General features: G+C 63.8%; 20 protein-coding genes. 13 read left to right on the top strand and 7 right to left on the bottom strand.

Annotated elements, in window-relative coordinates:
• The first annotated feature begins 59 nt into the window (after positions 1 to 59).
• The 7 genes from PSN43_RS01290 (at position 60) to PSN43_RS01260 (ending at position 6,588) form a co-directional block, all read left to right on the top strand.
• The gene (locus PSN43_RS01290; protein ID WP_272698903.1) at positions 60 to 545 is read left to right on the top strand and encodes a hypothetical protein; all 486 of its coding nucleotides are present in this window, start codon (positions 60 to 62) and stop codon (positions 543 to 545) included.
• 25 nt (positions 546 to 570) lie between these two features.
• Positions 571 to 1,734, top strand: coding sequence for an NAD(P)/FAD-dependent oxidoreductase (locus PSN43_RS01285; RefSeq protein WP_272698902.1), 1,164 nt, complete (start codon positions 571 to 573; stop codon positions 1,732 to 1,734).
• 87 nt (positions 1,735 to 1,821) lie between these two features.
• Positions 1,822 to 3,225, top strand: coding sequence for a sigma-54-dependent transcriptional regulator (locus tag PSN43_RS01280; RefSeq protein ID WP_272698901.1), 1,404 nt, complete (start codon positions 1,822 to 1,824; stop codon positions 3,223 to 3,225).
• A 209-nt stretch (positions 3,226 to 3,434) separates the two neighbouring features.
• Complete coding sequence (locus PSN43_RS01275; RefSeq protein ID WP_272698900.1) at positions 3,435 to 3,938, top strand: hypothetical protein; 504 nt, start codon at positions 3,435 to 3,437, stop codon at positions 3,936 to 3,938.
• A 1-nt stretch (position 3,939) separates the two neighbouring features.
• Positions 3,940 to 4,476 carry a MarR family winged helix-turn-helix transcriptional regulator gene (locus PSN43_RS01270; RefSeq protein ID WP_272698899.1) on the top strand — a complete coding sequence of 179 codons (537 nt, stop codon included), beginning with the start codon at positions 3,940 to 3,942 and terminating at the stop codon, positions 4,474 to 4,476.
• 107 nt (positions 4,477 to 4,583) lie between these two features.
• Entirely contained in the window at positions 4,584 to 5,348 is a 765-nt protein-coding gene (locus PSN43_RS01265) for a class I SAM-dependent methyltransferase (protein WP_272698898.1), read from the top strand.
• A gap of 7 nt (positions 5,349 to 5,355) precedes the next feature.
• Positions 5,356 to 6,588: a glycosyltransferase gene (locus PSN43_RS01260; protein WP_272698897.1), complete on the top strand. Its 1,233-nt coding sequence runs from the start codon at positions 5,356 to 5,358 to the stop codon at positions 6,586 to 6,588.
• A 247-nt stretch (positions 6,589 to 6,835) separates the two neighbouring features.
• Here the strand turns inward: PSN43_RS01260 and PSN43_RS01255 are convergent, their stop codons facing one another.
• The gene (locus PSN43_RS01255) at positions 6,836 to 9,739 is read right to left on the bottom strand and encodes an insulinase family protein (protein WP_272698896.1); all 2,904 of its coding nucleotides are present in this window, start codon (positions 9,737 to 9,739) and stop codon (positions 6,836 to 6,838) included.
• Positions 9,740 to 9,959: 220 nt separating this feature from the next.
• Here PSN43_RS01255 and PSN43_RS01250 point away from each other — a divergent pair, with 220 nt between their 5' ends.
• A complete protein-coding gene (locus tag PSN43_RS01250) occupies positions 9,960 to 10,598 on the top strand; it encodes a peroxiredoxin (RefSeq protein ID WP_272698895.1) in 639 nt (212 codons plus the stop codon).
• A gap of 109 nt (positions 10,599 to 10,707) precedes the next feature.
• On the opposite strand, the gene PSN43_RS01245 is transcribed toward PSN43_RS01250, so the two are convergent.
• Positions 10,708 to 11,592, bottom strand: a complete 885-nt coding sequence (locus tag PSN43_RS01245; protein WP_272698894.1) for a universal stress protein — start codon at positions 11,590 to 11,592, stop codon at positions 10,708 to 10,710.
• 114 nt (positions 11,593 to 11,706) lie between these two features.
• Between PSN43_RS01245 and PSN43_RS01240 the strand changes: the two genes are divergently transcribed.
• The 4 genes from PSN43_RS01240 (at position 11,707) to PSN43_RS01225 (ending at position 16,678) form a co-directional block, all read left to right on the top strand.
• Positions 11,707 to 12,282 (top strand): DUF4390 domain-containing protein, encoded by a 576-nt coding sequence (locus tag PSN43_RS01240; RefSeq protein WP_272698893.1) that lies wholly within the window; start codon positions 11,707 to 11,709, stop codon positions 12,280 to 12,282.
• A gap of 12 nt (positions 12,283 to 12,294) precedes the next feature.
• Positions 12,295 to 14,487 (top strand): sensor histidine kinase, encoded by a 2,193-nt coding sequence (locus PSN43_RS01235; protein ID WP_272698892.1) that lies wholly within the window; start codon positions 12,295 to 12,297, stop codon positions 14,485 to 14,487.
• A 147-nt stretch (positions 14,488 to 14,634) separates the two neighbouring features.
• The gene (locus tag PSN43_RS01230; protein ID WP_272698891.1) at positions 14,635 to 15,630 is read left to right on the top strand and encodes an ABC transporter substrate-binding protein; all 996 of its coding nucleotides are present in this window, start codon (positions 14,635 to 14,637) and stop codon (positions 15,628 to 15,630) included.
• A gap of 127 nt (positions 15,631 to 15,757) precedes the next feature.
• Positions 15,758 to 16,678: a TIGR01777 family oxidoreductase gene (locus PSN43_RS01225; RefSeq protein WP_272698890.1), complete on the top strand. Its 921-nt coding sequence runs from the start codon at positions 15,758 to 15,760 to the stop codon at positions 16,676 to 16,678.
• A gap of 57 nt (positions 16,679 to 16,735) precedes the next feature.
• On the opposite strand, the gene PSN43_RS01220 is transcribed toward PSN43_RS01225, so the two are convergent.
• The 5 genes from PSN43_RS01220 to zupT form a co-directional block, all read right to left on the bottom strand.
• Positions 16,736 to 17,848 carry a DUF362 domain-containing protein gene (locus PSN43_RS01220; RefSeq protein WP_272698889.1) on the bottom strand — a complete coding sequence of 371 codons (1,113 nt, stop codon included), beginning with the start codon at positions 17,846 to 17,848 and terminating at the stop codon, positions 16,736 to 16,738.
• A 204-nt stretch (positions 17,849 to 18,052) separates the two neighbouring features.
• Positions 18,053 to 18,721 (bottom strand): HAD family hydrolase, encoded by a 669-nt coding sequence (locus PSN43_RS01215; protein ID WP_272698888.1) that lies wholly within the window; start codon positions 18,719 to 18,721, stop codon positions 18,053 to 18,055.
• A 101-nt stretch (positions 18,722 to 18,822) separates the two neighbouring features.
• Positions 18,823 to 19,668 carry a deoxyribonuclease IV gene (locus PSN43_RS01210; protein ID WP_272698887.1) on the bottom strand — a complete coding sequence of 282 codons (846 nt, stop codon included), beginning with the start codon at positions 19,666 to 19,668 and terminating at the stop codon, positions 18,823 to 18,825.
• Between the two features lie 14 nt (positions 19,669 to 19,682).
• Positions 19,683 to 19,964: a hypothetical protein gene (locus PSN43_RS01205; RefSeq protein ID WP_269940751.1), complete on the bottom strand. Its 282-nt coding sequence runs from the start codon at positions 19,962 to 19,964 to the stop codon at positions 19,683 to 19,685.
• A 134-nt stretch (positions 19,965 to 20,098) separates the two neighbouring features.
• Complete coding sequence (zupT, locus tag PSN43_RS01200; protein ID WP_272698886.1) at positions 20,099 to 20,929, bottom strand: zinc transporter ZupT; 831 nt, start codon at positions 20,927 to 20,929, stop codon at positions 20,099 to 20,101.
• A 139-nt stretch (positions 20,930 to 21,068) separates the two neighbouring features.
• On the opposite strand from zupT, the gene PSN43_RS01195 reads away from it, so the two are divergent.
• On the top strand, positions 21,069 to 21,845 hold the full coding sequence (locus PSN43_RS01195) for a hypothetical protein (protein ID WP_272698885.1): 777 nt from the start codon (positions 21,069 to 21,071) through the stop codon (positions 21,843 to 21,845).

Raw genomic sequence — 21,845 nt, 5'->3', positions numbered from 1 at the left:
CTTCCTGGATTTCATAGTATACCGTTTCACGCGAAACACGGCTTTGCAGGGGGGAACGCATGAACGGGAAGCGACGGCGCGACAAATCGACCGAATGGACCAGGAACATCCTCCTGATCCTGGCCGCGGCGGCCGTCATCTACGTCTTCTTCAACCTCGACATCGTCCGCAAGGGCGAATCCGTGTTTTCCAATACCGCCGCCAAGAAGCTCAAGTTTGCCGGTGGGCTGGGAGAAAGAGACTACTCCGAGCGGGAGATAGCGCGCATCCTGAAATACATCGACGCGCGCAACTCCATCTTCCGGGAGGTCAAGATCAGCGCCTCTCCCCAGGACAGCTACCGGGAGATCGCACCCGGAACCGACATCGTCTACGAGCTTCACGTGGCCCTGGCCGACGGGTTCACCTTTTCCACCCCGGCCCGCCGCGCCCAGCGGCGCGACCTGGTGGCCGCCCTGCTGAACAAGCTGGACAAGGACCTGCGCGCCTACCAGAAGATGAAGCAGGAGGGGCGCACCCCCTCATCCATGATTAATACCATGTGATCGCCCTTCCGGGTACGCGAACGACATGAACAAGACCTACGACACCATCGTCTGCGGCGGCTCTCTGGCGGGCAGCGCAGCGGCCCTGACACTGGCCCGGCAGGGCCGCACCGTGGCGGTTTTCGACAAGGCGGCCTTCCCCCGCTCCAAACTCTGCGGCGGGCTGCTCACGTGGAAGTCCGTGCAGATCCTGAACGCCCTGTTCGGCGAGACGCCCCGGTCGCTGGACGAGGCCGGAATCCTCCGGCACGTGTCGGACCGATACTCCATCCGCACCTTCTCCGCCGACCTGGCCGACGGGAAGCTGTCCTACCCGTTCCACTTCATCGACCGGACCGCGCTGGACGCAAGGCTGCTGGAACACGCGCGCCGCGCCGGAGCCACGGTGGTCGAGGAGGCCGAAGTGGCGGGCTGCAACCCGGACAGCGGCGAAGTGCTCCTCATGAACGGCGAGACCTTCCGGGGAAAATACGTCATCGGAGCTGACGGGGCGCACTCCGTGGTGCGCGCCTCCTTCCCGGAGGTGGACCAGCGGCGTATGCGGCGGCTCACGGCCGCGACCATCGAAGTCAAGATTTCGGCCCGGGACTTCCCGGTCCGGGTGAACGCCCCGATCCTGTACATCGGCTTTCTGGACGCGGGTTACGGCTGGGTCTTTCCCAACGGCGAAAACGTGCTCCTGGGCATCTGCGGGCTGCGCGACCGGGACACCCACTTCGCCAAACTGTTCCGGGCCTACCTCGACGCGCTCGGCGTGGCCCCGGCCGCGCTTTCCTGCCAGCGGGGCCATCCCCTGCCCTACGGCAGCTACCTTCACGATCCGGCGCACGGCCGCGCCCTGCTCGCGGGAGACGCGGGCGGGTTCGTGGAGCCGCTCTTCGGCGAAGGCATCTTCTACGCCATGTGTACGGGCATGTATGCGGGCCGGGCCGTGGCCGACGCGCTCGCCGACGGCGGCGACGCCAGCGCCGCCTACAGCGAAAGGCTTCACCGCATGATCCTTCCCGAACTCAACGGGTCCGACAGGCTGCGCTGGTGTCTTTTCCGGGCCATGAGATGGTTCGGGGCCGGGGTCATCAGCCGGTTCATCAAACTCGGCGCGGGCCCGCTCGGCGACATGGTCCACGGCAAACGCTCCTACAACTGGCTCGGAAAAAAGACCTGGGATTTTCCGACATCCCCCGTGTAACGCCGGGACCGGCTTGAATCATCGGGCCGGGTCATCTATACTCGGGAAGGCGCAACCGCGTCCCCACCACCTTGCAAGGGAGCAGCCATGGCCGCAAAGATCCTGATTATCGACGACGAGGAGTCCATCCGCCTCTCCCTGCGCGGCATTCTCGAAGACGAAGGTTTTTCCGTGGAGGAGGCCGACTCCGGCGAACAGGGCCTGGAGCTGCTCGGCACCGACATCCCGGACCTGGTATTCCTGGACATCTGGCTGCCCGGCATGGACGGCCTGGAATGCCTGGGGGTCATCTCCCGCGACTACGAGGGGCTGCCCGTGATAATGATCTCTGGCCACGGGACCATCGAAACCGCGGTCAAGGCGTTGAAGGAGGGGGCCTTCGACTTCATCGAAAAGCCGCTCTCCCTGGAAAAGGTCGTGGTCTCGGCGCGCAACGGGCTGGAATTCTCCCGGCTGCGCCAGGAAAACCAGGCGCTCAAGACGCGCATATCCTCGGAGCAGCCCGTCACCCTGACCGGCGAGTCCATGCCCATCTCCTCCCTCAGGGAGGTTATCGGCCGCGTCGCTCCCACCGAATCCTGGGTGCTCATCACCGGCGAGAACGGCACCGGCAAGGAGATCGTGGCCCGGTCCATCCACGAGCAGTCCTCCCGGGCCGAGCGCCCCATGGTGGCGGTCAACTGCGCGGCCATCCCCGAGGAACTCATCGAATCCGAACTGTTCGGCCATGAAAAAGGGGCCTTCACCGGCGCGAACAAGGCCCAGGAAGGCAAGTTCGAACTGGCCGACGGGTCCACCCTGTTCCTGGACGAGATCGGCGACATGAGCCTCAAGACCCAGGCCAAGATACTGCGCATCCTTCAGGAGCAGGCCTTCGAACATGTGGGCGGACGCAAGACCATCAAGGTGGACGTGCGCGTCATCGCGGCCACCAACAAGGACCTGGCCAGGGAAATCGAGGCCGGGAACTTCCGCGAGGACCTTTACTACCGCCTCAAGGTCTTTCCCCTGGAACTGCCGCCCCTGCGCGACCGCGTCGAGGACATCCCCCTGCTCATCAACGACTTCGTGAACACCCTGGTCCGCCAGCACGGGTTCAAACCCATCGCCTTCGCGCCCGAGGCCGTCGCCGTGCTCAAGCAGTACCCATGGCCGGGCAACGTCCGCGAACTCAAAAATTTCGTGGAGCGCATGTTCATCATGTACGCGGGGGAAACCGTCACCCCGGACCGGCTGCCCCCCGAGTTCAAGCCCGCCCCGGGCGCACCGGCGCAGGATACGCGCCCCGCCGCCGAATCCGCCGGCCTGGACGACCTCATCAACCAGGGACCGGCCGACCTCAAGCAGGCCCGCGCCGACTTCGAAGCCCGCTTCCTGGAAGCCAAGCTCAAAGAATTCGACGGCAACATATCCCAGCTCGCCAAGGCCATCGGACTCGAACGCAGCTCCCTCTACCGCAAGCTCAAGGCCTACAATATCCAAACGGATTGAGCCTCTTCCTCGGAAGCACCTGCGTGCCGCGCTTTTTTTCTTTGCGCATAACCAACTGATCTCATTAGAAATCACTGTCTAACCCCCTTCTTTTTAAAATAGGAAGGTACCTTTCCATCTTGACACGCCGGAACGGGACGCTATATTCGGGAGTAAAAGGAAGGTACCTACATAATCAGGTGCCTCACTCGCAAACAAAGGAGCAGACCATGTTTGGTTGGAACAACAATTTCGACGGCGGCAGAGGCAATGGACGAGGCAACCGCGGACAGGGCCGAGGCCAGCGCGGATGCGCCGGACCCGGCGGCGGATTCGGCGGCGGATTCGGCGGAGGGTTCGGCAACAGGCGGGGCAAAGGCTTCCGACGTTCCGGGCAGGACTTCGGCGGACAGAGCTATGGACCGGGCTATGGACAAGGCTATGGGCAAGGCTTCAGACAGGGCGGCGGACAGAATTACGGACAGGGATTCACCCAAGGCGGGCAGGGCTACGCGCAGGGATTCGGCCAGGGCCGGATGGGACGCGGGCCGTGCGGCATGGGGCTGAACAGGTTCCAGCCCGGCCGGGGCGGCGCGTTCAGGTCAGCCATGAACGAAGGTCCCGCCGACGGCTTCGGACCCGGCGCAGGGGTCTGCCCCCTGTGCGAGCAGCACTGCCCCCTGAGCGCTCCGGCCTGCCCGCGCGGAGAAGCCTACGCGGCGAGGATGGGCTAGCATGACCTCCCCCGCCAAACCCGTGAACAACGCCGAGCTGGCCGGGCTCTTCCGCCTGGCCTCCCGGCTTATGGCCCGGGCCTGCCACGGCCTCGACCAGGCGCAACACGCCCAGCACCGGGTCCTGTCCCTGTTGCTCGAAAACGGCCCCATGCCCCAGGGCGAACTGCTGGAAATCCTCGACGTGCGCTCCTCCTCCCTGAGCGAGCTGCTGCGCAAGCTCGAAGACCGGGGGCTCATTCTCCGGGAACGCAACGAGGACGACCGGCGCAGCTTCATCATCTCCCCCACGGACGCGGCAAAAGACCTCGGTCCCGACCGGGACGGCATGGACGGCCAATTCGACTGCCTGGACAACGAGGAGCGCGAACAGTTGCGCATCATCCTCGGCAAGCTTGTGGCCTCCCTCCGCGAAGACCCCATGACCGGCGGCCCCGGGCGCGGCTTCGGACGAGGCGGGCGCGGCGGACGAGGCAACGGGTTCGGACGCGGGCGCGGCTTCGGCAACGGGCCGGGAGGACGGCGCGGAAGGAGCTAGTCGCGGACAGCAGGACCGGCGGAGGGAGAATTTTCCCCCGGGTGCCGAAGCCGCGCTTTTGTTCGTATCGTTCAACTTTCCCCAACCCTCTATTTACAGAGGGGGCCATGATGGTCATACTTTTAGGGAAGGACGAAACGAACAAGGACGCCGTTATGACCTGGGACCCGGACAGATACGAAGCATGGTTCGACACCCCGGAGGGGAGCTACGCCCTGGACCGGGAGGTGCAACTGTTGCAGGCGATGCTGGCGGGATGGCCCCGGCGCAAGCGCAAGCTCCTGGAGATAGGCTGCGGCACCGGGCTGTTCCTGGAGCCGCTGTATCAGATGGGCCTGGACGTGACCGGCATCGACAAGTCGCAGGAAATGATCCGGGCAGCGCGCAAGCGGCTGGGCAACCGGGCCACGTTGAGCGTGGGCCGCGGCGAGCACATGGGCTATTCCGACAACGAGTTCGACTACGCCCTGGTTTGGTCCGTGCTTGAATTCACCGAGGACCCGGAAGCCATGCTGGTCGAAGCGGCCCGCGTGGCCGAAAAGGGGCTGCTCGTCGGCTTCCTGAACAAGAATTCCCTGTATTACTGCATGAACGTCCGCGGCTCCGGCTCCTCCCTGAGCAAGGCGCACTGGTTCACATGGTGCGAGATGCAGGACCTCATCCACAAGGCCACGGACTTTCGGCCCACCCTGGCCCGCTCGGTCCTGGCCGGTCCCATGAAGACCTGGAAGCCCGTCGGCATGTCCAATCAGATCAACGCCCGCCTCCTGCCCCCGGCTCTGGGCGCGTTCGTGGCCGTGCGCGTGGATTTCGTCAACATGAAGCCGCTCACTCCGCTCTTCGCCTGGAAGTCTGAGCCCGAAATGGGCTAAACCGCATATGGCCGACTCCCGGTTCACCCTGTCCATCGTCATCCCCGCCTGGAATGGCTGGAGCCTAACCGAAAGTTGCCTCCGCTCCCTGGCCGAGCATACCCCCGGCGACGGATTCCAGGTCATCCTGGCCGACAACGGGTCCACCGACGCCACTGCCGAGGCCGCGCCAGTCCTGGGACGGACGCTGTTCGGCGAGCGCTTCGTCCACCACCGGCTGAGCCAAAACCTCGGCTTCGCCAAGGCCTGCAACGCAGGCGCTGCGGCCAGTTCCGCCGACCTGCTCCTCTTTCTGAACAACGACACCACGGTCACGGGGAACTGGCTCCCGCCCCTGCTCGACGCCCTCAAGTCCGACACGAGGCTGGCCGGGGTCGGCCCCCTGCTCCTTTTCCCGGAAGACGGCGGCGTGCGTTCGGCCCGGGTCCAGCACCTGGGCATCGCGACCTCCATGAACATGGAGTTCCGGCACCTCTACGAATATTTCCCCCGCACCCACCCGGCGGTCATGAAACGGCGCAAACTCGGCGTCGTCACGGCGGCGGCCCTGCTCATGCCCGCCCCGCTCTTCAGGGCCGAAAACGGTTTCTTCGAAGGTTTCGTCAACGGCATGGAGGATGTGGACCTCTGCTGCCGCATCAACCGCCGCGGCGGCCATTTCTCGGTCATCCCGGAAAGCGTGGTCCACCACAGCGCCCACGGCACGGAGGGACGTTTCGACCACGAATCCGCCAACCTCCGCCTGCTCCGGTCCCGTTGCCGCGACGTCGGGGAAGACCTCTGCGGCCTGATTCTGGAGGACGGGTTCGAACCGGGTTTCACCCCGTGGCTCGACCTCATCGTCCGCCTTCCCGAATCCCGCGCCCGCGAACTGGACCACGAGTTCGGCGACGCGAACGAATCCCGCCTGCGCGATCTGCTCGAACGCGAGCCCCTGTGGGACACCGGCTATAAAACCCTCGTCCGCCGCCTCGAAACCGAGGGAAGACCGGCCGAGGCCGCGCCCGTGGCCTACCTCCGCACCCTTCTCTGTCCCGGGCCCGACGCCTACCGGGACTGCGAACGCGTCCTGCGCAGGGCAGGGTCCGCACCCATGGCGGACCGCTACAAGACCCTGCTCGCCAATGTCGGGCGGACCCTCGCCGACCGCGACGCACTGGCCAGCAAGGCCTGCGCCATGGCCAAGACCACGCGTCACCCGGCGGTTCTGGCCGCACTGCGCGCGCATCTCGCAAAATAACAAAACCCACCCCGCCCATTCCTCTTGCCCACCGGTCCCCTTCCCTTTTCCCCCAATTATCGAACAGCACCCCTCCCCAACTAAAAAAAAACGCCGCAAACGCGACGTTTCCAACGACCTTCCTTCCCGCTTGCCGCAGGCACACAAAAAGTTTGGGAAAAGAGAGGGATGGGGGTCCGGGGGAAGGGAGGGAAACAACCCTTTTCAAAGGGTTTTTCCCTCCCTTCCCCCGGCCGCCGGAGGCGCGCTACAACACCTGCCTGATAACCAGATCGAGACCGCTGTTCTCCATGGCGAGGCTGTCGCCGAGCACGCAGATGCGGCCCTTTTCGGCCACGACCCGCACCGCTTCGCCAAGTTGCCGGAAGTCGTCTTCGGAAGCGGCCAGAGCCTGCTCGCGAACGGTTTGCAGGTACTCGTCGTCCTGGTTGGTCAGATAACGTCCGATGGCGGTGAAGCCCTTGGCATCGGGCAGTTGATAGGCGTCGATTTCGCCGATCGCGCCGATGATGGACTTTTCCAGCTCGTCGGCGTCGATGTGCACGGTTTCGAGATAACCCGCCAGGTCGTCGAAGGCCTTGACCGTATCGGCGACGTTGGGGTCGCGGTAGGAGACGAAGGCCAGCGCCCCGGCAAGACGGTCCATGATGCAGAACGCGCCGTAGGCACCGCCCTGAACCCGGACCTTTTCCCAGAGGTAGCCGGTGCGGATGAGCTTGTTGACCACCTGCGCCGCGCCGGTGAGCTGAACGCCCTCAAGGCCGCATCCCTTGCCCACATAGTTGACCTGGGCCGGAATGGCGAGGCCTTCGCGGGCCGGGAGATCGGGAAGCACGCGCTCGACGCGGACCGGGCCATTGTCCGGCAGGGCGTCGATGACGGCGGCAGCCTCGGGCTCGGCCAGGGTGAAGAGGTCGGCGTCCATGGTGGCGTTGACGATCAACGTATCGCGGTTGAGAAGCAGTCGGCGGAACCGTTCCAGGTCCTTGGCAACATTCCGGAAGTCCTCTTCGACGCGCTTTTCCAGATCGCGGAGGAACAGGAGATTGGTCAGGCCGGTCATGGCCTCGTCCATGGCGTGGGCCGCGTGGGTCCCGGCGCGCAGACGGGTTGCCACGACCATATGGCCGGACGGCACGAGCCGCTGTTCGGCCCTGGCGCGGGCCTCGGCCACGATGCGCGAGATGCGCTCCTTGTTGTCGAGCTGCGCCGAGGTCAGGATTTCGGCGACGATCCCGCAGGTGGGCGCGATGCGGTCGCCGGTGGCCTTGGTGCGCAGGAACAGCCATGCCGCGGCCTCGGCCGAATCGCGTACGGGCGAGGCGAAGGGCTGAGCCCAGATGCCGCCGGACGTCCGGGCGATGCGCTGGGACAGGTCCACATAATCGCGCTTGGCCGTGCCGGACTCGGTCAGGCCCCGGCCGAAGACGCCCGCATAGGGCAGCAGGTCGTCGGGAATGACGGACAGGTCGAAACCGAAGTCGAGGTAGGCTATGCCGTTGGTCGGCAGGTCGTGGAAAAGCAGCTTGCGGCCGTTGAGCTCACGGACCTCGGTGGGAATGGGCCGGTTCTCGGCGGGCAGGTCGGCCACGGAAAGCCGGGGGATGGTCCTGAGGGCTTCGGGCGAATCGGGCGCTCCCTGAAGCCGCTTGAGTTCGGCAGCCTCGTCCATGACCGCCTGAATCTGCTCCGGGGTCATGGCTTCCTTGGCCGCCTTGAGCCGGTCGGATTCGGCCTTGGCCTGGGTACGGGCGAGCTTGTGGTCCGGCTCCAGGAGCACGGTCGTGCGGTGCGGGTTGTGCAGGAACAGCCGGGCCAGCAGCTCCTCGAATATCTTGTCGCCGTTGGCGATCCACGTCTTGATGTTTTCAAGCGGCTTCTCGAAGGGCAGCAGGGCCAGGGGGTCGCCTTCGCCCTCGCCGTCGTCATAGAGCCAGGTGGACAGGGCCTGGAACATGAGGGACAGGCCGCGCGGATACGAGCCGGTGTTGTTCTCGCGCAGGGAAAACTCCACGGAATTCACGGCGGCTTCTATGTCGCGGGCGTCGATGCCGTTCTCCACCAACTCCTTGATGGTGTGGAAGACGATGGACTCCACCTTGATGGCGTTGGACGGATGCATACCCTTGAGACCGACGGAAAAGGACATCTGGCGCATGTCGGCCTCAAGTCCCACGCCCGCAAGGTCATCGCCCAGGCCGGAATCGGTCAGGGCCTTCTTGAGGGGCGAACTGGGCAGGCCGATGAGGATGTGCTCGAGGATGTGCAGAGCCAGGTTCAGGTTGGCGTCCGAGGTCTCGGCCAGCAACCAGTTCACCGTGAACATGCCCTTGGCCAGCCTGTCCGATGCCGGATATCCTGTGCGCACCGCCCGGGCCTCGGTGAACCGCTCCTGAAGGGGGATGCGGGTGGAGGCCACGTCGATGGGTTCATATTCGGAGAAGACCTTGTCCAGAATCTCCAGCCGCTTTTCCGGGTCGTCGTCGCCGTAGAAGAAGGCGTAGGCGTTGGACGGATGATAGTGGTCGCGATGGAAGGCCATGAACCGCTCGAAGGTCAGGTCCGGGATGACCGCCGGATCGCCGCCCGAATCCAGGCCGTAGGTGATGTCCGGGAACAGGGAGTGCTGGGACTGCTCATAGAGCACGGAATCAGGCGAGGAATACGCGCCCTTCATCTCGTTGAAGACCACGCCCTTGTACGTCATGTCCCGATCGGGAGATTCCAGCTCGTAGTGCCACCCCTCCTGCTTGAGGGTGTTCTCGGTCAGCCGGGGATGAAAGACCGCGTCGAGATAGACGTCGATGAGGTTGTAGAAGTCCTGCACGTTGGCCGAGGCCACGGGGTAACAGGTCTTGTCCGGGAAGGTCAGGGCGTTCAGGAAGGTCTGGAGCGAGCCCTTGAGCAGCTCCACGAACGGCTCCTTCACCGGATACTTGTCCGAACCGCAGAGAACCGAATGCTCCAGGATGTGCGCCACGCCCGTGGAATCCTCGGGCGGCGTGCGGAACGAAATGCCGAAGACCTTGTTCTCGTCGTCGTTCATCATGGACAGGACGCGCGCCCCGGTCTTGTCGTGGCGATAGACCACGGCGGTGCTGGCCAGCTCCGCGATTTCCATTTCCCGTATCTTGGTGAAGCCGAAAGTCATATGCGCTCTCTTTTTCTTGTTTTGTCGTTCATGCGCAGGACGCCCGAACCTGGAGGCCCCGCGGGAAGTCCCGGTATACACTACCCCGCCCCGCCGGGCCAAGCGGAGAAAAAGGCAAAAAAATTCTTGACGCAGGCGCGGGACGAATCTAGTTTATTGAAAACGGTAATCATTCCTACAACAATATCAAGCCCCGCAAAAGAATGAGAGGAATGTCAATATGAGCAATGAATTCGATACCAACGACACCATGCCTGATTTCGCCAAAGTGGGCCAGCCCGTGCCCGAATTCAAGATGGAGGCCTTCGATCCTGCCGAGGGCGGCTTCACCGAGGTCGATCTCGGCGCCCTGCGCAAGGAAGGCAAATGGACCATCCTGTTCTTCTACCCGGCGGACTTCACCTTTGTCTGCCCCACCGAACTCGCCGACCTGGCCACCCGCCACGAAGACCTGAAAAAACTCGGCGCTGAGGTGGTCTCCGTATCCACGGACACCAAATTCACCCACATGGCCTGGAGAGCCGACGAGCGGATGCTGGAAAACGTCAGGTTCAAGATGGCCGCCGATCCCACCGGCGAGGTCTCCCGCTTCTTCGACGTCTGGGATTACGACACCGGCCTGGCCCTGCGCGGCACCTTCGTCATCAATCCCGACGGCGTGCTGGTCTCCTCCGAGATCAATTTCTACAACGTGGGCCGCAACGCCGACGAGCTGGTCCGCAAGGTCGAGGCCAACACCTATCTCATCGACCACCCCGCGGAAGTCTGCCCGGCCAAGTGGACCCCGGGCGGCAAGACCCTGACCCCCAACGACGCTATGGTCGGCAAGGTCTACGAGGCTCTTATCGACATCGACTAAACGGCGGCGATCTCACACTCTCGCTACGCCTGTTGCATGAAACGCCCCCGCCGGACGGTCCGGCGGGGGCGCATTTTTTCCCATGCGGAAGCGTCGGCTCCAGCCTTCCCTATTTGCTGATCCACAGGGCGGTCTCCTGCAACTGGCGCAGAAGATTGACGCACACGGTGCTGGGGAAAAGATGCTCCATGCGGGTTTGGCTGCCCACGCCGCGCCGCCCCACCGCCACGGCGGCGTATCGGCCCGCTCTCGCCTCCTTGAGAATGGCCTTCACGGGGTTGCTCCCGGTGACCATCTTTATCTCGATACGCTCGTCAGGCACGCCGTGTTCGGCCAGGATAGCCAGCGCCTCGTCGAAGATGCGCGCGGCCCTGGCGTCGCCGTACCCCTTCTGGGCCACGTGGAAAAGCGTGAAGGAGTGGCGGGGCTCGTCGGCGAGCATGTAGCCGACGTGATCGGCCATGCGCAGGGAGGGGTCCGAGCCGTCCAGGCAGAGAAGAACATTGCCGCGCGGCGGCTGGGACGGACGCTTGCAGACCCAGATGGGAAAATCGATATCCTGCCAGAGAAGCTCATGGCACACGGAGTTTTCGAACACCTCCTCAAACCAGGTGAACCCCTTGCGGCCGAGAACAAGGGCGTCGTACATCCCTTCGCGCGCCTCGGCCACCAGTTCGCAGGCCGTGCCCTTCCGCGAATGAACGACCTTGGTGCGCACGTTGCCCCCGTCGCATCCGGCTATTTCGGCGATCCACCGTTCGGCGTCCTGCAACGCCTTCTTGCCCTTGCCCTTCTTGTGGGCCACGAGCTCTTCCACCGCCGCATCCGAGGGAGGCATCCCGGCGTCCTGCAAGTCCCACAGGGCGGAACGCGGCGCGGCATAGAACAAGGTCAGCTTGAGATCGCAGAACGATTCGAAAACATCCTTGAGAAACCGGAGATTGTAAGAGGCGGCGCGGTCGTCGCCGATGGCGAGGAGCAGTTCTTTCTGCACGGGAGACTCCTTTGGCGAATGGATTCCTGTCCAAGCCATAACGCGCCCGCACGGGGAAAGACAAGACTTGAACACTTGTTCTTTAAAACGGGTGCTGATACATCCTCAAGGATAATGCGCACCCATGACTGTTCCCGGACCGGATTGCTCCCGGCCTTCATCCTCCTGACCGCCCTCCTCATGGCGGGCGACGCCCTCGCCCAGAGCCTGAGCCTGGTGGCGCCGACCCTGGCCAACGTGCACGGGCGGCTCACCGCGCAATTCGGCATCGTGGTCGAGGAAAAGCCGATCCTCAAGGGCGAGCTGGAGGAAGGGGCCGTGCTGGTGCTCCAATGCGAGGTCAACCTGCTGGAACCGAGCGACTACTGGCTGAACCGGAAGATTTCCGAGGTCCACTTCAAGAGCCGGTTGAGCTTCGACTCGCTGACCAGGGAATTCGTCATGACCCTGCCGGGCAGGGAAAATCCCCTGCGCAACAGGGACCTGGGCAAGCTGCTGGACGAGGGATGGGGAACCATCGAGGCCACCCTGGGCTCTTGGGCGTTGCTCGACAAAGGCAAAAAGTACTCCCTGCGCCTGCACACCTCCATGAACGAGGAAGGAGCTCCCGAAGGGTTCATGCGCTTCATTTATTTCTGGTCCTGGGACGCCGGGGCCGACAACGCCTTCCAGCTGGACTTCACCTTCTAGGAGGGCCGACCCGTGACGCCCGACCCGATCCGCATCAGTTCCACAAGCCGCAGGGACCAGAGGCGGCACCGGCGCGAGTACATCATCGCCCTCGTCTTCATCGTGCTCATCGCCGGGCTGACCTGGGCCGAGCTCAAGTATCTGAGCGGCGATTACTATCTCATTCTCAACCTGCTCATCCTGAACGTGGTCTTCCTGCTGGCCATGCTCTTCTACGTGGCCCGCAACGCGGTGCGGCTGATTCTCGAACGCCGACGCAGGGTGCTGGGCTCCAAGCTGCGTACACGGCTGGTGCTCGCCTTCATCTCCCTCTCGCTCATCCCCACCGCGCTCATCTACCTGGTTTCGGTCAAGTTCGTGCAAACCTCCGTGGACTACTGGTTCAAGGGCCAGGTGGAGGAGTCCATGGAGCAGGCCCTGGAACTCGGACGCGCCTTCTACGGCTCTGCCCAAGACCGTCTCGAACGGCGCGGCGCGGTCATGATAAAGGACATCATAGACTCCCAGTTCGCCTGGGGCGGCAAGGCCATGGACCGCTACCTGAACCGGAAGTTCGACGAATACGACCTGAGCCTGGTGGGCGTCATCACTCCCGAGGGCAACGAGCAGAACACCCACGCCACCGCCCAATGGAGCCAGGCCTGGCCCGAAATCAAGGAGAAGATCGACTGGCAGTCCCTGCGCGCCGACCCGCGCTCCTGGACGACCATCATTCCCAAGCCCGGCTCGGACCTCGTCCTGGGCGTGACCCCGGTCGACGAGGGCAAAACGGGCTATCTGGTCGTCGGCGAAACCGTGGGCCAGGGCCTGCTGCACCGGCTCGACCAGATCGTGCGCGGCCTGGACGAATACAAGAAACTCAAGACCCGCAAGTACCCCTGGAAGATGAACCTCTACCTGACCCTCGGGGTCATGGCCCTGCTCATCATCCTGGGGGCCATCTGGTTCGGGTTCCGGCTGGCCAAGGAGCTTTCCGCGCCGGTCCAGGCGCTGGCCGCGGGCACGGAGCGCATCGGGCGGGGCGACCTGTCGGTGCGCCTTGAGGACCGCTCGGACGACGAGCTAGGCTTCCTGGTCCAGTCCTTCAACCGGATGGCCGAAGACCTGGAGCAAAGCCAGTACTCCGTGCGGCAGGCCAATGAACGGCTGGCACAACAGAATCAGGAACTGGAACGGCGCGGCCAATACATCGAGACCGTACTCAACAACATCACTTCCGGCGTCATCTCCATGGACGCCGAAGGCCGCATCGGCACGGTCAACACCGCGGCCGAGGACATCCTCGGCATTCCCGGCGAATTTCTCATCGGCAAGGTTCCGTTCCGCCTCCTGTCCGACGACTTTTCCAACATGGTCGAGGAGGCCATGACCCAGCTTTCCAACAAGCCCGGCGGGGTCTGGCAGCGCCAGCTCGACCTGCCCGTGCGGGGCAAGCTCATCAAGGTCCTGGTCAGCGTGGTCTCGCTCAAGAACGTGGGCGGCCGCAACGCGGGCCACGTGGCCGTGTTCGAGGACATCACCGAGCTCGAAAAAATCCAGCGGCTCGCCGCCTGGCGCGAAGTGGCCCGGCGCATCGCCCACGAGATCAAGAACCCGCTCACGCCCATCAAGCTGTCGGCCCAGCGGTTACAGCGCAAGTATGGCAAACGCATCGGCGAAGGCACCTTTGACGAATGCACCGGCCTGATAGTCAACCAGGTGGAGCGGCTCCAGAACATGGTCACCGAATTCTCGGCCTACGCCAAGCTGCCCGAAGTCCAGCCCCGGCCCGACCAGCTCGCCCCGCTCCTGGAGGAGGTCACGGCCATGTTCGCCAACACCCACCGGCGGATACGCTGGGACCTCTCCTTCTCCACGCCCATAGGCGAATTTCCCTTCGACCGCGAAGGCATCCGCAAGGTGCTCATCAACCTCTTCACCAATGCGGCGGAGGCCCTGAAGGACACCCGTGGCGCGGAAGTCCAGATCACCGCGACGCACGATACGGACGCGGGCACCGTAACCATCTCCGTGGCCGACAACGGCCCGGGGCTGCCCAAGGACTCCTCGCGCATGTTCGAGCCGTACTACACCGAGAAAAAAGGCGGCACAGGCCTGGGACTGACCATCGTCAGGTCCATCATCTCGGACCACGGCGGCATGGTCCGCGCCGCCTCCAACCACCCCAAGGGGACGGTCTTCATCGTCGAGCTGCACGACGCCTGATGCCGGAGAGCCGCGCCGGGCGGGCCGCTGCCCCCAGGGGGGATGCTCCGATCCGCCCCGGATATTGTTCAGACAATCAAGGTATGATAATGGTGTCCTCAAGGACCCGCATAATGCGCGCCCCCCGGAAACCGACAAGGACTGCCCGTGCGTTTCATCCTTGCTGCCTTTTGCTGCATACTGTTTCTGACACCGCGCCCGGCAGAGGCGGGCAGGCCCCTGGTGACGGTGGTCAACAGCTATCACGCAGACTATCTCTGGGTCCAAGGACACAACGACGCCCTGCGGGACAGGCTTGAGGGAACGGCACAGCTCGCCTTCTTCTATCTCGACACGAAACGGACGCCGCCCGAAACGCACCAGGCGGCCGCTGAACTGGTTTGGCGGGAAATCGACGCCGAACGCCCGGACGTCCTTGTCCTGGCGGACGACAACGCGGTCAAATTCCTGGGGCGGCGGGCCATGGACAACGGCATCCCGGTGGTCTTCCTGGGCGTGAACCAGAACCCAAGGGAATACCTCGGCGGACTTGAGTCGGCGACCGGCGTCCTGGAACGCCCGCTGTACAAGCGGTCCCTCATGTTCCTCAAGGAAATCCTGGGACCGTCGCTCAAGCGGAGCCTGCTGCTTTTCGACTCCGGACAGACCGCGAGGGTGATCCTGGATTCGGTCTTCAAGGACAGGACCTCACTGCATGTCGGAGACGTGGTCGCCGACGTCAGGCTCCTCTGCTCCTTCGCGCAATGGCGTGAAGCGATCCTCCAATCCAGAAAACAGGGCTACGACATCATCCTGATGGGGCTCTACCACAACCTGACCGACGAGCAAGGACACTACGTCCCGAGCGAGGAAGTCATGGCCTGGACATCGGCCAACACGCCGCTGCCGATCTTCGGGTACTGGGATTTCGCCGTGGGCCGGGGCAAGGCCGTGGGCGGGCTGGTCAATTCCGCCAGGCCGCAGGGCGAGGCGGCGGCCGACCTGATCCTGAAAATACTCGCGGGCGCGAAGCCGGGCAGCCTCTATCCGGTGACTCCCACGGCTGGACAATTCATATTCAGCCGCCACGAATTGCGGCGATGGGGCATCAAGCTGCCGGAAAGCCTCATGGAAACCGACACGCCGATCCTGCTCGTGGAGTGACATCCTTCACGCGGGCTTCTCCAACCACCTAATATTTTTTAGTGTCTGGCAAAAACGGCCGACAAGTGATATCCTGCTCAGCGGATAGGTCCGACTGTAGGCCAATTGCCATCAAAGCGAGGAAAACGTGCGCGCTATCATCGCCGGGGGAACCGGCTTCATCGGCAGGGAACTGGTCCGGGAACTGCGGGAACACGGATGGGAAATACTCATCCTGTCGCGCAATCCGGGCAAGGTCGCCGCCGTATTCGAAAACGGGGGCGTCATCGGTATGCCCTGGGACAATGGCGGCTGGACCGACGTGCTGGGTCCCGACACGGCCGTCGTCAATCTGGCGGGGGAAAACATCGCCGCCGGACGCTGGACCGCCAAGCGCAAGCGACGCATCCTCGAAAGCAGGCTCAAGGCCGGGGAGCGCATCAATCAGGCAGTGGAGCGGGCGGGTTCCGCGCCCGGCGTGCTTATCCAGGCCTCGGCCGTGGGCTATTACGGACCGCGCGGCTCCACGCCCGTCGATGAATACGCCGAGTCCGGCACCGGCTTCCTGGCCGATGTCGCCCGCCAATGGGAGGCGTCCACGGCGGGCCTCGAAAAGAAAGGCGTCCGCCGCTGCGTCATCCGCACCGGCATGGTGCTCGGCAACGGAGGCGCGCTGCCACGTATGCTCCCGTCATTCAGATATTATCTCGGCGGCCCCCCCGGAACGGGCCTCCAGGGCGTCTCCTGGATACACCTCCGGGACGAGGTCAGAGCCATCCGCTTCCTCCTGGAAAACCCCGAGGCAAACGGCCCCTACAACCTCTGCGCCCCGGTTCCGGTCAACTTCCGCAAGTTCGCCCACATCCTCGGCACGATCCTCGACCGGCCCTACAAGGCCCCCGTCCCCGCCTTCGCCCTGCGGCTCCTCTTCGGAGAAATGGCCGACGAGCTGCTGCTTTCCGGCCAGTTCGCCCTGCCCGACCGGCTGACCAGGGCGGGCTTCGAGTTCGAATTTCCGGAGCTGGAAGACGCCTTGCGCGACGTGCTCCGCCAGTTTCCCCGGCCATAACGCAAAAAGCCCCGGTTCGGCATTCACGCCGGACCGGGGCTTTTCATATGCGGTTTCCTAAAGGCTTATCAGCTCGTACTCGCGGGAGCCCAGGCCGAGTTCCTCGGCATAGGCCAGCCCGAAGTCTTCGGGCACGTGTTGATGGATGGCCAGGAACTTGTTCTGTCCGGGCATGACGCCAAAGGGAAGCTGGCTCGGATAGAGAGGCGGAGCCTCGTTGACAAGGTCCATGGAGGCCTGGTCCACGGCCACCGGGTCGAAACTCACGAGCACACCGATGTCCGGGCAGATGGGAGCGTCGGTGAATCCCACGCAGTCACAGTCCGGCACCACGTCCATGACGAAATTGACATGCAGGCACGGGGTGCGCTTGGTGGCGAACACGCCCTTGCAGTACTCCATCATCCGCTCCAGGAAGTCCTGCACGCCCACCTTCCAGTCCACGGCAAGCCCGCCATGGCGGCAGGCCACGAAACAGCCGCCGCAGCCCACGCACTTTTCCGGGTCCAAAGCCACCTTGCCGGTGGTCTCGTCCATGTAGAGCGCGCCGGTCTTGCAGGCGCGGAGGCACGCCTCGCAGGCCTGGCAGTTGTCCGGGTTGATGATCGGGCCGGTGGAGAAATGCTGCTGCATCTTGCCCTTCTTGGAGGCCGCGCCCATGCCGATATTCTTGAGCGCGCCGCCGTACCCGGCCAGCTCGTGCCCCTTGAAATGATTGACCGAGACCAGGAAATCCGCCTCGGCAACGGCCCCGGCGATGTAGACCTCGTCCAGGTGTCTGCCCTTGATGGGCACGGCGGTCTCGAATTCCCCGCGCAGGCCGTCGGCGATGACCACGGGCGCGCCGAGCACCAGCGGGTCCCAGCCGTGCCGCGCCGCACACATGGAGTGGGACACGGCCTCGCCGCGCTGGCCCACGTACAGGGTCGAGGCGTCGGTCAGAAACGGCTTGCCCCCGGCTTCGCCTATGAAATCAAGAATGGGCTTGACCCACAAGGGGCGCAGAAAGCCGGTCACGCCCTCCTCGCCGAAATGCAGCTTGACGGCGGCCAGGTCTCCCTCGCCGATCATCCTGTCGGCCTTGGCGGCCTTGAGCAGGCTGCGCATCCTCTTGCCGAACGGGGCCTTGGACGAGGCCCGCAAATTCCAGAAATAGACCTTCGAAGCCATGGAAAGACATCCTTGTTGCAGGTTCAACAAACTGCACCCTAGCACGACGGGGCGAAGTTTAGAAAGGGGACTGTTTCTTTTGTTTCCTGAAGAGAAAAATCAAGCGTTGAAAGCCGGTTCGCGGCATTGATCGGGCGATTTCGCCTCCGGCGTGCAAGGATTCGCCCCCCGGCATCCCCTGTATGCGCCTTCGGAGCGGGCGGCTCAGATCAACCCGGCCCCTTTCAGCTCGCTCATGAGAGCGGCGACGTCCGTGGCCACGAAGTCCGGTTCGAGATACGCGAACCCCTCGGCCGCGATGCGCCCGGTGGTCACGCCGGCGGCCATGGCCCCGGCCCGTTTGCCCGTCTCCACATCCATGGGATGGTCGCCCACCATAAGGGCGTGCTCAGGGGCGACGCCGATGCGCTCAAGGGCCTGAAGCAAATGCGCCGGGTCCGGTTTGAGGCGGCCCGCGCTTTCCCTGGGGATGAACACCTGCAAGTGATCCTCGATGTCCGGGAACACCTTCTTGATCGCCGCCGAAATATTGCGCGAGATGACGCCGGGGGCCACACCGCGCGCCTTGAGGTCGTCGAGCACAGGCCGGGTGAACTCATAGAGGCAGCCGTCCCGGGCCGCGTCCAGCTCCATGGCCGCGATGACCAGCCGCCCGCGCGACAGGAATTCCATGCCCTCGTCCCGGTCGCGCTCCATGACCTGCGCCGACAGCCGGTCCAGCCATTCCAGGGCGGGCGTGCCGTCCGGAACCGGGCGCTCGTCCATGAACACCTCGCCCAGGGCCGCGATCTTGGTCTTCATGAAGTCGAAGTCCAGCGGCACGTCGGCCAGCGTTCCGTCGAAGTCGAATATGATGGCGTCGAGTCTGCGCAAGCGGATTGCCTCCATTGGATACCCGCCCCCTCGCACGGCCTGTCCGGGCCGCTTCGCGCGGAACGAAGCGCGGTCCGGGGCGGTATTGCGGGTATGAAAGACTATTTTGCCAATTCGCGCAACAGGGCCAGGTTGCGGATGTCGTCCTGGAGGTCCTCCGCCTTGGGGGTCTCCAGGGTCTTGGGAACGTCCGCAAAGCGCGGATCGCGCATGAGGTTGCGGAAGCCCTCGACGCCGATCTCGCCCTTGCCTATGTGCTCGTGCCGGTCCTTGCGGGAGCCGAATTCGTTCTTGGTGTCGTTCAGATGGAAGAACTTCAGGCGATCCAGGCCTATGATCCGGTCGAAGGCGTCGAAGGTGGCCGCATAGGTTTCCGGGGTCCGGATGTCGTACCCGGCGGCGAAGGTATGGCAGGTGTCGTAGCAGACCCCGAGCCGTTCGGAGTGTGCCGAGGCCTCGATGATGGCCGCCAGTTCCTCGAAGGTGGACCCCAGGTTGGTGCCCTGTCCGGCGGTGGTCTCCAGCAGGACCATGCCCTTTTCCGTGCCGGAACGCTCGATGGCCCGGTCGAGGTTGGCTGTGTAGCGCCGTATCCCGGCCTCGACGCCCGCGCCCAGGTGGGAGCCCGGATGCGTCACGAGGAACGGCACGGACAGGATCTCGATGCGCCTGAGTTCCTCGGCAAAGGCCAGGACCGAGCGGTTGAGCAGGTCCTCCTTGTCCGAGGCGAGATTGATGAGATAGGAGTCATGGGCCGCGACGGGATAATCGCCCCAGCGCGACCAGGCCGCCGCGAACAGTTTCGCGTCGTACTCGGTCAGCGCGGGGACCTTCCACTGCCGCTGGTTGCGGGTGAATATCTGGAGGGCCGTGCCCTCCACCCGCGTGATCCGCTCGAAGGCCATGTGCAGGCCCCCGGCGATGGACATATGCGCGCCCAGGAACATGAGACGGAAGGCCTCTACTCGATCCAGCCGCCCAGGGCCTCGACGATCTTCTGCGCCTGAGCCTGGGAGGAAATGTTGAACTTGGACTTGGGACGGTAGGTGCCGTCCACCTTCTGGTAGCGGCGGATGGTATACTTGTCCGGGCCGTATTCGCCCTTGGCCCGGTTGAGTTCCTGGTAACGGAACACGATGGTGGTCCAGGCGCCCTTGGAGAGGATGACCTTGTCCAGCTCCTTGACGATGAGCTGGTTGTCTTCGGAATAATTGATGGTAATTTCGTCCACGGTGGCTGCCATGATGCACTCCTGATATATGATTTCCGCAGCTTTTCGGCGGCTGGCGCTACCCATACATATGTAGTTGAGGGATGGCAACCCCCGGATTCCGGGCGTTCCCGGATGAAGCCAGGGACCGGCGAAACGCGGATTTTCTACAAAAAGAGCAGGAGCGACAGGGCCATGACGCCCATCCCGGCCACCAGTCCATAGATGGAATGGTGGTGCTCGCCGAATTCCTCGGCGGCCGGAAGGAGCTCGTCGAGAGAGATGAAAACCATGATCCCGGCCACGCCCGCGAACAGCACGCCGAAGACCACGGGGGTGAAGAAAGGCAGGAGAACCAGATAGCCGATAAGCGCGCCCACGGGTTCGGACAGGCCGGACAGGAAGGAATAGAAGAACGCCTTCCGGCGGTCGCCCGTGGCGTAGTACAGCGGAATGGAGACCGCTATGCCCTCGGGTATGTTGTGGATGGCGATGGCCACGGCGATGGCCAGGCCGAGCGCCGGATCGGTCAGGGCCGCGGTGAAGGTGGCCAGCCCCTCCGGGAAGTTGTGGATGGCGATGGCCACGGCCGCGAACACGCCCGTGCGCTTGAGCCGGTCGAAATCGTGCGCCTCGTTTTGGGGCAGATTCTCCAGCCCCTCCTCCATCTCCTCGATGGAGTGCATTTCATGCGGGTTCTCGTAACTCGGCACGAAATTGTCGATGAACGCGATGAAAGCGATGCCCCCGAAAAAGGACAGGGCCGTCACCCAGGCCGCGCCCACATCGCCCAACTCGGCGGCCAGGGCCGCACGCGCCTTGACCAGAATCTCCACGAAGGAAACGTAAATCATGACTCCGGCAGAGAACCCCAGGGCCAGGGAAAGGAACTTGGTGTTGGTCCGGCGGGCGAAAAAGGCGATGGCCGAGCCGATGCCCGTGGACAATCCGGCGAACAGGGTCAGCCCGAAGGCGTAGGCGATGGTTTGCGTATCCATGGCGGGTACATATACTGGAAGGGGAGCCATTGTCACCCGCCGGGTTTAAGGGTATCCCATACCCAAGCCTTGGCCGATCAAGAAACCCAAAATAGAACATATGCCCAGCCGTCCAGTCCCTCTCCCCGCCTCACGGGCCGTGTCCGAACGATTGAAAAGCGTTCCCTGCGGACGAACCGTCCTGCTTTTCTTCATCCTCTGTCTTCTGCTCCATCCCGCCGGGCCGGCGCAGGCCGAACGGCCCTGCCTGACCGTGGGCGTGGAGCGCATCGACTACCCTCCGTACGGCTCCTTCCAGCATGGCGACTACGAGGGTTTCGCCCGCGACATCCTGGACTCCTTCGCCATAGAGCGCGGCTACAACATGGTATACGTTCCACTGCCCGTGAAACGGCTCTACCAGGAGTTCCTGGACACCCGCACCCTGGACCTGAAATTCCCGGACTCCGAGGATTGGAACAAAGTCAGGCGCGAAGGAATCAAGATTTTCTATTCCGTGCCGGTCTGCGAATACACCGACGGCATTCTGGTGAGGCCCGAGAACCTGGGCAAGGGCATAAAGGCCATCAAGACCCTGGGAATCATCGCCGGGCTCAAGCCCTGGCTGGTCATTCCGCCCGACGTCAAAGATTCCCTGACGGTATCCGAGAACATTTCCGTTTCAGGCCTGCTGGGCAAAGGTCTCAGGAACCGGGTGGACGGCGTCTACACCAACCTGATGGTGGCGAGTCGGCTGCTGGAAGACATGGGATACAAGGACAAGCTGGTCTTTGACCCCGGCCTGCCGAGCGCAACGGGAGACTACCACCTGTCCACCATCGCTCACCCCAAGGTGCTCAGGGAATTCGACGAGTTCATGAAGACCCGCACCGAACTGGTGAATTCCATCCGCCGCAAGCACGGCCTGGACCGCTGA

This window comes from Desulfovibrio sp. Fe33, from assembly GCF_028532725.1.
Taxonomy (GTDB): Bacteria; Desulfobacterota; Desulfovibrionia; order Desulfovibrionales; family Desulfovibrionaceae; genus Pseudodesulfovibrio.
Note: the sequence above shows the minus strand (reverse complement) of the source record. Positions and strands in the feature narration are given on the sequence as shown.

What these genes read in the sequence shown, in the direction of transcription:
- PSN43_RS01290 (WP_272698903.1), top strand. Translation starts at nt 60, where the DNA reads ATGAACGGGAAGCGACGGCGCGACAAATCGACCGAATGGACCAGGAAC.
- PSN43_RS01285 (WP_272698902.1), top strand. Translation starts at nt 571, where the DNA reads ATGAACAAGACCTACGACACCATCGTCTGCGGCGGCTCTCTGGCGGGC.
- PSN43_RS01280 (WP_272698901.1), top strand. Translation starts at nt 1,822, where the DNA reads ATGGCCGCAAAGATCCTGATTATCGACGACGAGGAGTCCATCCGCCTC.
- PSN43_RS01275 (WP_272698900.1), top strand. Translation starts at nt 3,435, where the DNA reads ATGTTTGGTTGGAACAACAATTTCGACGGCGGCAGAGGCAATGGACGA.
- PSN43_RS01270 (WP_272698899.1), top strand. Translation starts at nt 3,940, where the DNA reads ATGACCTCCCCCGCCAAACCCGTGAACAACGCCGAGCTGGCCGGGCTC.
- PSN43_RS01265 (WP_272698898.1), top strand. Translation starts at nt 4,584, where the DNA reads ATGATGGTCATACTTTTAGGGAAGGACGAAACGAACAAGGACGCCGTT.
- PSN43_RS01260 (WP_272698897.1), top strand. Translation starts at nt 5,356, where the DNA reads ATGGCCGACTCCCGGTTCACCCTGTCCATCGTCATCCCCGCCTGGAAT.
- PSN43_RS01255 (WP_272698896.1), bottom strand. Translation starts at nt 9,739, where the DNA reads ATGACTTTCGGCTTCACCAAGATACGGGAAATGGAAATCGCGGAGCTG.
- PSN43_RS01250 (WP_272698895.1), top strand. Translation starts at nt 9,960, where the DNA reads ATGAGCAATGAATTCGATACCAACGACACCATGCCTGATTTCGCCAAA.
- PSN43_RS01240 (WP_272698893.1), top strand. Translation starts at nt 11,707, where the DNA reads ATGCGCACCCATGACTGTTCCCGGACCGGATTGCTCCCGGCCTTCATC.
- PSN43_RS01220 (WP_272698889.1), bottom strand. Translation starts at nt 17,848, where the DNA reads ATGGCTTCGAAGGTCTATTTCTGGAATTTGCGGGCCTCGTCCAAGGCC.
- PSN43_RS01210 (WP_272698887.1), bottom strand. Translation starts at nt 19,668, where the DNA reads ATGTTCCTGGGCGCGCATATGTCCATCGCCGGGGGCCTGCACATGGCC.
- PSN43_RS01205 (WP_269940751.1), bottom strand. Translation starts at nt 19,964, where the DNA reads ATGGCAGCCACCGTGGACGAAATTACCATCAATTATTCCGAAGACAAC.
- zupT (WP_272698886.1), bottom strand. Translation starts at nt 20,929, where the DNA reads ATGGATACGCAAACCATCGCCTACGCCTTCGGGCTGACCCTGTTCGCC.